The organism is Candidatus Dadabacteria bacterium (assembly GCA_026705445.1).
Classification (GTDB): domain Bacteria; phylum Desulfobacterota_D; class UBA1144; order Nemesobacterales; family Nemesobacteraceae; genus Nemesobacter.
Window position 1 is genome coordinate 1 of the sequence record JAPPAR010000028.1, and the last position, 8,859, is coordinate 8,859.

An 8,859-nucleotide genomic window follows, 5' to 3' on the forward strand; every position below is an offset into this window, starting at 1 on the left:
CCTCCGCCGGACTTCCACCGGCTGTCCCAGCATTAGTTTGCTTGGCGCACACGCAGCTATCCCCCAGGAATTCATTACCGCTTAAATTTTTTGCTTGATCACTTGGATATTATCCAGCTCTGGCCCAACTCCCACCTACAAGAGACCTCATGCACTCAGGCCTTCCCGCCTTTATGTGGCCAACTGCAAGCGCCATCATCACAGCCAGAGCCAAACCCACACGGGCAGTCATCTTCGCTTTGCCCCTGATATAGTGCTTCTCAAACCCGAAGCTGTTGTCCATTCTTGAATATATCCTCTCCAGGGAACTTCTGCGTCTGTATTCCCTCTTCCATGTAACGCTGCTTCGCGGTGTGGGAGTAAAAATACGATGATTCTTCTCAAGCGGTACACGCACCACCCTGCCGTAACCCTTGGTTTCGCACCCAGCATCCCTGTGACACTTCTTCCATCCCTCACAGCCAAGACCGTACACAGCATCAGGACAACGGTACTTCAAACTTCCTCTGTCCTGTTCAAAACCACTGAACGCCATCTTGCGTTCTTCCCCTCTTACAGGACAGCGACACAGTATCTCTCCCTTCTCCGTGTAGAAGATATTGTCGTGCACGCTTCGAAGGGGTCTCATGATCTTCTGCCCCTCCACATAACTCTGTCCCTGCTTCTCCTGCCTCCATAGTTCTCTGTTGTCTATAATGGGACGGACCTGGTGTTGCTCCCACAACTTCTTTTTAAACTCCCCGCTGTCAAGACCCCTGTCAGCGCTTAAGTATCTGCATCTTCCCTCTATCTCCGGGTCTTTTGTAAACAAACTCTCCGTCATTCTTTCAAGTTCACGTATCTCAGATGTAGAAGCCCTGGTAAGACTGAAGGCAACCGGTATCTCGTACTTTGTATCTGCTATTACATGCAGACAGTAGCCAAACCAGATTTTTACCTTCGTCCATTGCTTGCCGTTTGAATCAACCCCCTTTGTTTCATGCTTGCCCCAGTCAGCATCAGGATCTGATGTCTTCCCCGTCTTGCGGTTCTCCTGTCCCGTGGAGTGGCTTTCTATGGCCTTGCCGTCATATCCCAGACGCTTCCCGAAGTCGGGCAGCAGTTCCATAAGTTCCTTCCTCATCGTGGCAATCATTTTTGAGATAAGTCCTTTCTCCTCTTCAATCCTTACTACGTTCAGAAGAAACCGAGAGAAGGTATAACCTTTTGGAGCGGGACTGCGGGCAGGGAAGTCTATGGCTATAACTTCGCCTTCGCCCGGTTCGACTTCGTATCTTGCGGGTCTTTGCAGGGGTATGGGACAGAACCCGCACATCTCAAGCAGTGATGAATTCCTGTCAAGCTCCCGTATGAGCGACTCGATTGATTCGTGCTGAAAGACTATGCCGGCAATAAGCGCCCTCCACATAGCATGCACAGGGTATTCGTTACGGCCGTTTTTACGCATCGCGGAGAGGGCGCATATGATATCGTCATCGGGCAGGGCATCGAGAACGAGTTCGAGACGTCTTAGGTCGGAGAGTTTATCGACTTGTTCCCAGGAAAAAGGTAGATTATTTTGTGTCGCCATGGGTTTGTTCCTCCGGGAAGATTAATTTAGGCATACTTTAATTCTAACCCATGGCGACATTAATATCAAGTAATATCAGCAGGTTACTTGTGTTTTCAGTAAGTTTCTGACCCCCCCCCAGCTGCACTGCAACCGGTTCGCACTTGGGGTGGAATTTTCAAGTTTTGGGGTAAATCAGGCGGTTTTAAGGGATTTTTATGGAAATCCTGGGGTAAAAAGTTTTTTACCCCTTCTCAAACCCCTTGCCCTGTATAGCCATACTCAACTACGCAAGTGCCTCTACGCAAATTAACACAGCTTTAGCGACTCAAGGGCAATTGGTTACAATTAACCTCATGAATCCACTGCTTTCGATCGAGATTTCATACAGGGCGATAAAAGGCAACAAGGTGAGATCTTTTCTCACTACCCTGGGAATAATCATAGGTGTTGCGGCCGTCATCTCGCTTGTTTCCATAACTGGTGGAGCGAAAAACATGATAGAAGGCCAGTTAGCATCCCTTGGAGCAAACTCCCTTGTGGTAAATACCGGGAAAAGAACCAAGAGTGGGAAAAGCATTGTTACAGGAAACGTAAAACCGCTTACGGGCAAGGACGTGGAAGCAATAAGAAGTCTCGACATAGTAAAATATGTCTCGGCGATATTCAACACGAATGCAAATGTCGTCTCGGGAAGCAGAAATATCTTCACGGCAATTATAGGAACCGGAAAAGATTTTATTCTGATAAACGACTGGTTTCCGAAGAAGGGGACATTCTTTAATGATCTTGACGTAAGAAATGCGGCGCTTGTCTGCGTGTTGGGGGAAACTGTAAAGCAAAATCTGTTCGGAAGCCATGACCCTATCGGAGAAAACGTAAGAATCGGTAAATACACTTACAGGGTTATCGGAGTGATGTCTTCTATCGGCCCCACTCCCAGCGGAAAAGATCAGGACGATATCATTCTGGTTCCCTATACTTCGGTTCAGAAAAGACTTGTCGGCAAAAAATCGCTCGAGAGAATCACTATTTTCGTAGACCCCGCTTATGATCTGGAATATGCCAAGGCGGAAATAGAGAAAACTCTGCGCAGGGAGCATGGAATCAAGGAGGAAGCGCAAGACGATTTTTACGTCAAAACCCAGCAGACGCAGATAAAAACCATCAAAAACGTTTCACGAATTCTCACAGTGCTTCTCGGAAGCATAGCGTCTATTTCACTCGTCGTGGGAGGAATAGGAATAATGAACATAATGCTCGTTTCAGTTGGGGAGAGAACCAGGGAAATAGGAATTAGGCTGGCCGTTGGGGCAAAGGAGAAAAATATACTGGTTCAGTTCCTGATTGAATCCGTACTGCTCTCTCTCGTGGGAGGAATGATCGGAACGGTGACCGGAATACTGATCTCAAAACTCGCTTCGACTCTCACGGGCTGGCCGACTCAGATATCGGTACTGTCCATATTAGTAGCTTTTGTGTTCTCGGCTCTTGTCGGAATTATCTTCGGAATATACCCGGCGAAAAAAGCGGCTGAACTCAATCCAATAGAAGCCTTGAGATACGAATGAAAGATCAAGTGTCCCCGAGAAATTTTTTCGGTTTTCCTAATCTCGTGGCTGGGAAATCCCAGCAGTTCCCAAGTTCCCACTACGCTTTAAAATAAAGGAGTTTTGTGCTCTTGCTTTGTAAATCTTCGCTCTGATTTTGCATAACCTGTAGTATACATTAGAGTCTGTTTTATCTCTTCATTTCAAATGAAAATCACTCGCCTTAAGAATTCTCCAAGAGGTTCCTGAGACTGGCTTTTTTACCGGGCTTTCTGTAGTCTTGACACTTTACGAACAACGCAACTGTATCTCTATTGTGATTGGTTCAAAATACTTTTAGAATCTCGTTTGTGAATCTAAGGTCTATGAAAAATACGGGTCAGCCATTTCTGTTTCTTTATGTCATCACAAGTCTCCTGATTATCACCTTTCTGGCTATATTCCTGGATAGTGACGCCGCGGAACGACTTTCTCGGGAAGGGAATTTGATAGAGAATCTCACCGTCATTTTGTACTTCAGCGGGATCGTATATCTTTTGTTCATTGCCTCAGGAGACTGGAAATTTCGTTGCCACTCGGCTTTTTTGATCTTGTTGTTCGTGCTTCGTGAGCTTGACATGCACAGTAGACTAACTTCCTTAAGAATCAACAATCTCAATTACTACATAGACCCGACTACATCTCTCGTAGAAAGAGTTGCAGTAGGTGTCGGGCTGTTGGCTTGCGTATATGCTTTGATCCGCTATGTGATGAACTATGGTAGGAATTTGGCATCTGGACTGCGCAGCCGATACGGGTACTCCTTAACAACTGCTACGGCTTTGCTCGTTATGTTGGTCGCTAAGTTGCTTGATTCAGCTCCGCGAATCTTGCACGAGAACTTCGCAATAATCCTATCGAGTGAAGTGAAGACACCAATGCGCGTTATAGAGGAAATACTAGAACTCGGTATCGCCCTCCTTATATTGTTGGCTTGTTTGCAGTACTGGACTTTTTCGCGCGGGCGATAAAACGGACAGTTTTCTTTACTCTGGACATGCCGTTTCGGTATCGTTTATGAAAAACTTTGTTATTCAATTCTCAAAAAAGGTTTGATCTACCTCGTTCAGACCACCTGCTTGTTTAGTTCCCCTATAGCAGTGACGAAGGTCTTTTGCAAACTCGGATTTCCGTGCTGTACATAATCGTGGTTTTTCTCTTCTTCGCCCTTGTGGGAATAGTTTTCCGAATATACCCTGCGAAAAAAGCTACTGCACTTAATCCAATAGGAGTCCCGAGATACGAATGAGAAAATTAAGCTCCGTCAAACTAATCTAGTTGCACTTCGGGCAATCGCAGTAAATCACCGAATTCTGCATCCCGACGCTCTGGAGAAAACCTTCCCCCTCCATTTTTCGGATAGAACGTTACTTCACCAAAAACTGCTTTTCCGTCAACTTCATACATGTCAACACGCGCAAATGTGAAATCACTTGAGAGTACGCGCGCGATTTTAACCATTTCCGTCAAGCAGTCAGGGCGTTTGTGTTCTTTTTCACAGCGACGGGCTTTCCTGCTCTTTGCAATAAAAAAATCGAGTTTTTGCCACTCGGGGTCGTAAAACGCTCTAGAGTGCCCGAAATATCTATCGAAATCCACCTGCATAAAGAGAGGATCCCCGTTGAAGCAGTAAAACTTATAGTCATTGAGCGATCCGTCTTTGTTCTCCATATATTTTTCGCAAACTATCCGTGGTGGAATATCCTTGTAAGCCCATTCCCTTTTTTTCACGTAGAAATTCATCCCCAGCCAATTTTTCATTTTCTTTTTTGCTTTCTCTATTTCAAGAACCGACCTGTCTCTGACTATTATGTTCCACCCGCTACCATGTGTTGCCTTTAAAACGAAAGATTCAGGTAATGAATCGAAGTCTATTTCGTCTGGACTTTCAAAAACACCGTAAAGTTCATTTAGTATGTGCGACCCAATTCTCTTCTCAACAATTTTCCTGACTTCATATTTATCCGCATACAATGTCATCAAGGGGTTTTTTTCATACAGTTTTATCCACTGTATTTTCTCATTGAAAGTCTTCGGATTTTTCAAATTCAAAAACTTGCCGAAATTGTATAGAAACTCTAAGCGGACAAGTGCTTCATCAGGCAACAGTCTTAGTAATGATCTTGCTAACGGTTCCATTGTCATCATGGCTGTTCACTACTAACCAACCGATAGAATGGGTTGTTGTCAAATCCGGTGCATGGGAACACGATTCAGTCGGCAGTAAGGAATGATTTGGCCCCTTCCAAAATTCATTGAAGAATATGAATCTTCTTGGCTTTCATAATGTTTTTGCGCTTTATCAGGAAATGCCTTTTATGCTTTCTGTACCATCCAAAAATCCTTATCCTAGTTCCATTCTCAATGCCCTCAACAAAACCCCTTGCATAGACATTTATTCTTTTTTCTGGATCATCTTCAAAAAACCAGAACAGGGTGAATTTCTTTCCATCTCTCATTTCCTTGAACTTTATTTCGCCCACCTGCCCCTCAAGGGTAAACACCTTTCTGTGAAACTCGTCACGGGAGGAAAGCACCTGTGAAATAGTTAGGGTAGGTTCCTCAAGTTCTCCGATGTCGGTGTAAGTTCTATAAACCTTTTCTTCCGAATAGGAAGGGGCTAAAAACGACAAAAAGAATAGAATAATCAAAAGGAGCTTTTTCATCTTTCTCCCCATGCCGCACTTATACTGTTTGAACCTGAAGTTATTGTCAAATTTGGCACTTAAAAACTTGAACCAACCCAAACCTGTTTGTTCCTTGTTAGGGAAAGTCGCAGACTTTTTCAAATGCACAACTCTTAGTCCGGTCACATTAAGCCGACTGGCGGAAGTGAGCCATACTTTTTATCCTTCCAGTCATCGCTTGACATATGACCGGAAAAGCTATTGTCCATGTCGGCTACCGCTGCACTCCCCACCCCCATGCAAATCTTTTCAGCATACCGTTTGCAAAAAAAGCGTGTGCCGGACACTATAGAAACCTTAAGACATCAGTGAGGTATACACAGAAGTGAAAATAATGATGGTAGCTCCCCGTCTTAATCTCGGGGGAGGGGGTTCCGAAAAGCAGACTATAGAGCTTGCCAACGGGTTTGCTCGCAATGGGTGCGAAGTTACGATTCTACTTACCGATAAAAAAATGGATATGACTTCCCAGCTTTCAAGAGGGGTTAAGATCATTTCTTATAATTCTAACGGGAATTTTCTTTCACGATTCCGTTTCGTTTACAAAACCGCAAAACAAAGAAAGCCCGACATTCTCTACAGTAGGTTCTGGACAACAAAACCAGCAGTGATCTTCGCGGGCAGGATTCTCGGAATCAAGACCGTTGCAGTTGAAGTTAGCAACATAAAGGAAAGTCTCAAACGTTGGCCACCTATTGTCAGAAACGCAATCGAATTTGCCAAGATCTTCTGCTACAGAATGGCGGATATGGTAATAATACTTTCAAATGGAGGGAGGAAAAACCTTGCACAGCTAGGAGTCGGAGAGAGCGTGCGAACGGTCCAAAACGGTGTGGACATAGAGTATATAGAGAAGCGGTCTAGGGAAGAAGTGGCACACCGGTGGTTCGGTGAGAAAATTCCTGTGGCAGCGGCGGTGGGAAGGCTGTTCCCGTCAAAGGGATATGAAAACCTAGTGAAAGCAGTAAGTGCAGTAAACGACGTTACTCCGCTCAGACTTCTTCTTGTAGGCGACGGGCCGCTGAAAAGCAAGATCGTATCCACAGCGAAAGAGCTTGACATTGGAGACAAAATCGACTTTACCGGTTCAGTTCTCAATCCCCAAAAATATGCCATAAGATGCAATATTTTTATCTGCTCCTCGCTGTTTGAGGGATTTTCAAACTCACTGCTAGAGGCTCTTGCCTTAGGGCTTCCGGTTGTAAGCACCGATCACGATTTTGGGGCAAGAGAAATTATCGAGAATGGAAAGAGCGGAATTCTCGTTCCGGTCGGAGATCCAGAAAAGATGGCAGAAGCCATTTTGAAATTGCTTCAGGATGGGACTCTCGCAGCGAAAATGGGTGAAGAGGCAAAAAAAAGAGTAGGAGAATTGAGCGTCGAAAAAATGACCGAGGGAAATCTTAAAATATTTAGGGAAATCCTAGAGGAGCGGAGATAGTACGCCCATTCAGGTAGAATAAACAAAGTTATATCATACGGTGTTTTACTCTCCTAGACGGAACTTTTCATATGCCGGCCTCGGGCAATTCGACAAGAAACCTTTTCAAAAACGCATCTTGGCTTTTCAGTGGAAGCATGGCGGCTTCTCTTTTCTCGGCGGCCGAACCCATATTAATCGCCCGGTTTTTAGGGGTTGAGCAGTTAGGTCTCTTCACCCTGATAATAGCTTACGTAGGCATAATCAACGGACTAATCGACCTGAGGTCTCCCGATGCCGTCGTAAAATATGTCGGGCAATACCGAGAGCTCGGAGAAAAAAACAAAGTCCTCTCGTTCATCAAGTTTTTTTACGTGCTTGATTTCTTGGTGGGTATTGCAGCCCTAGGAGTGTGCCTTATTCTCGCCGGAGTGGCAGACGACCTCTTTATCCACTCTGAAAACACGTTCAAATTCACGCTCATTTATTCAGCAAGTATCTTAGTATCAAGCGTCAATAAGAGTTCGGAAGCGGTTCTCAGGGTCTTTGACAGATTCAAGACCATAGCCTTTGTGAGAACTTCCCGTACCGGATTAAGAGTTGTCCTGATAGCTGTTTCCCTTCTTGCTGGATTCGGAATAGAAGGAGTTTTTGTCTGCTACGTGGTAGCAGCTTTTGTATTCTTCCTGATGCTTCAGATAGAGGTACTCAGAGTTCTTAGGCAATCTGGATTAAAAAGATGGACAACCGCCAAAGTCAAGAATTTGGAAGTTACCTTTGAAGAAGTTCGCTCGTTTGTTCTTGTCTCAACTTTTACCGGTTTTCTTAGCAATGCTTTCAGCAGGCAGATTCCCGTGCTAATTCTGGGATATTTCACAGCCAAAGAAGCGGTTGGATTATACAGAGTAGCAATAATTTTTTCCGGCGTGAGCGTAAAATTGCGAAAACCTGTACAAGACACAATATATCCAGCCCTTGTAGCTGCTCAAAGTCGTGGTTCGAAAGAAGTTTTCAGTGATATTGTCTCCTATTCTACTAAGAATCTCCTGAAAGTCTTTCTGCCGGTTGGACTAATATTTTTTCTGTTCGCAAACAAAATCATTATTATCTTCTTCGGTAGCGCATACGAACCCGCTACATTGGCTATGCAGCTAATTGTCATCTCCGAGATCTTATTCGCTCTTTGCTTCTGGATTGATTCAGCAGAATTAGCACATAACAGACTGAGACAAAGAGTGATTAGGGTCGCTCTGTCCTCCATGTCTTATGTAGCAGTACTTTTGGTATTGGTTCAAGCGTACTCATATAATGGAGCTGCTGCCTCAAGACTTGTACCCGCAATCTTAATATTTGTGTTTTCCTTATTTACATTTAACAAGATCCGCTATAGAACTAACCATTCCATTTTACAGAAACCCCAAGATCCTATGAAGTGAATTTCCCTAGACTTTTGGGGTCCACTTCTGAACTTGTTAAATGAAGTTACGGTTAGGACTACTAGGTATGTGACCCTTGCCGGAATCTCTTTTTTGCAGGGTTATCCAGAACCTTGTTGTTAGCCCGGATTTCTCACGGTAAGGTATAGAAAAGGCCGTTGTTTGTGTTATAATAAAG

Annotated in this window: 6 protein-coding genes; 3 read left to right on the forward strand and 3 right to left on the reverse strand. The window is 44.5% G+C overall.

Annotated elements, in window-relative coordinates:
• Positions 1 to 109 precede the first annotated feature (109 nt).
• A complete protein-coding gene (locus OXG75_06595; protein ID MCY3625639.1) occupies positions 110 to 1,570 on the reverse strand; it encodes a transposase in 1,461 nt (486 codons plus the stop codon).
• Between the two features lie 335 nt (positions 1,571 to 1,905).
• On the opposite strand from OXG75_06595, the gene OXG75_06600 reads away from it, so the two are divergent.
• The gene (locus tag OXG75_06600) at positions 1,906 to 3,120 is read left to right on the forward strand and encodes an ABC transporter permease (protein MCY3625640.1); all 1,215 of its coding nucleotides are present in this window, start codon (positions 1,906 to 1,908) and stop codon (positions 3,118 to 3,120) included.
• A 1,287-nt stretch (positions 3,121 to 4,407) separates the two neighbouring features.
• On the opposite strand, the gene OXG75_06605 is transcribed toward OXG75_06600, so the two are convergent.
• Together OXG75_06605 and OXG75_06610 are read right to left on the reverse strand one after the other, a co-directional pair.
• On the reverse strand, positions 4,408 to 5,286 hold the full coding sequence (locus OXG75_06605; GenBank protein MCY3625641.1) for an ATP-grasp fold amidoligase family protein: 879 nt from the start codon (positions 5,284 to 5,286) through the stop codon (positions 4,408 to 4,410).
• Between the two features lie 104 nt (positions 5,287 to 5,390).
• Positions 5,391 to 5,927: a hypothetical protein gene (locus tag OXG75_06610; GenBank protein ID MCY3625642.1), complete on the reverse strand. Its 537-nt coding sequence runs from the start codon at positions 5,925 to 5,927 to the stop codon at positions 5,391 to 5,393.
• A gap of 235 nt (positions 5,928 to 6,162) precedes the next feature.
• Here OXG75_06610 and OXG75_06615 point away from each other — a divergent pair, with 235 nt between their 5' ends.
• A complete protein-coding gene (locus tag OXG75_06615; GenBank protein MCY3625643.1) occupies positions 6,163 to 7,266 on the forward strand; it encodes a glycosyltransferase in 1,104 nt (367 codons plus the stop codon).
• Between the two features lie 71 nt (positions 7,267 to 7,337).
• Positions 7,338 to 8,681, forward strand: a complete 1,344-nt coding sequence (locus OXG75_06620) for an oligosaccharide flippase family protein (GenBank protein MCY3625644.1) — start codon at positions 7,338 to 7,340, stop codon at positions 8,679 to 8,681.
• Positions 8,682 to 8,859 lie beyond the last annotated feature (178 nt).